This is a genomic window from Herbaspirillum sp. B65, assembly GCF_000333555.1.
GTDB classification, from domain to species: domain Bacteria; phylum Pseudomonadota; class Gammaproteobacteria; order Burkholderiales; family Burkholderiaceae_D; genus Herbaspirillum; species Herbaspirillum rubrisubalbicans.
In genome coordinates, this window is sequence record NZ_BADI01001094.1 from 1 (window position 1) to 1,045 (window position 1,045).

The window sequence follows — 1,045 nt, forward strand, 5'->3', positions numbered from 1 at the left end:
CCAGGGCACGGCTGACCTGCATCTTGTCCAGCGAGGTATGCGGCACCAGGTCGCTGGCCTGCATCTGGCCTTCTTCGGCCAGGGCGGCCAGGATGCGCCATTCGTCGCGGGTCAGCCCGAAACGGTCGGCATAGACGCTGGCCACCGAGCGGCTTACCGCCTCGGCCAATTGCGCCAATTGATAAGGAAAGAAAGCTTGCAGTTTCATGCCGGTATGGTAACAGACGTTACCAAGTCGTGGCAGCCCATGCGGACTTGATCTATATCAAATCCATTGTTCAGATGACGAGATGTTGCCTCCTCGTACGTTGACCGTGTCGCGCAATCGTCCATATAGTAACAAACGTTACTAATTATACCCAGTCCATCCAAGGAGACCCAGCATGAAAATCGATCGTATCCACCACGTCGCCTACCGCTGCAAGGACGCCCAGCAGACCGTCGCGTGGTACCAGAAATACCTGAACATGGATTTCATCCTGGCCATTGCCGAAGACCAGGTACCCTCCACCAAGGCTTCCGATCCCTACATGCACATCTTCCTGGATGCCGGCCATGGCAATGTGCTGGCCTTCTTCGAGATTCCCAATTCACCGGCCATGGGACGCGATACCAATACCCCCACCTGGGTCCAGCACATCGCTTTCAAGGTCGATAGCGAAGCCACCTTGACCGAAGTGATGCAGCGCCTGCAGGCCGATGGCATCGATGTGGTCGGCATCACCGATCACACTATCTTCAAGTCCATCTATTTCTTCGATCCCAGCGGTCATCGCATCGAACTGGCCGCCGATTGCGCCACGCCAGAACAGATGCAGCGCCTGGACGAAGTGAAATGGGACATGCTCGAAGAATGGTCGCGCACCCGCCGCGCCCCCAAACATGCGGCCTGGATGCACGCACAGGAGTTCACGGCAGCGGCACAGTAAAAAACACCAACATCCACCACGACAACAACATCGACATCCGCAGGAGACAGCCATGCCAAGTACCTACACCTATCCCCGTTTCGCCTATCGCCAATCCAATGAGCAGCGCAGCGGGC

The 1,045-nt window shown here is 56.9% G+C and carries 1 protein-coding gene and 1 pseudogene; one reads left to right on the plus strand and one right to left on the minus strand.

Annotated elements, in window-relative coordinates:
• Positions 1–208 (minus strand): annotated as a pseudogene (locus I5W_RS25905) (MarR family winged helix-turn-helix transcriptional regulator); the annotation flags it as partial.
• 175 nt (positions 209–383) lie between these two features.
• Here I5W_RS25905 and I5W_RS25910 point away from each other — a divergent pair.
• Positions 384–929: a VOC family protein gene (locus I5W_RS25910; protein ID WP_044531418.1), complete on the plus strand. Its 546-nt coding sequence runs from the start codon at positions 384–386 to the stop codon at positions 927–929.
• Positions 930–1,045: the final 116 nt, after the last annotated feature.

Excerpts from the sequence above, each read along its gene's own strand:
- I5W_RS25910 (WP_044531418.1), top strand. The coding sequence starts at position 384 with ATGAAAATCGATCGTATCCACCACGTCGCCTACCGCTGCAAGGACGCC.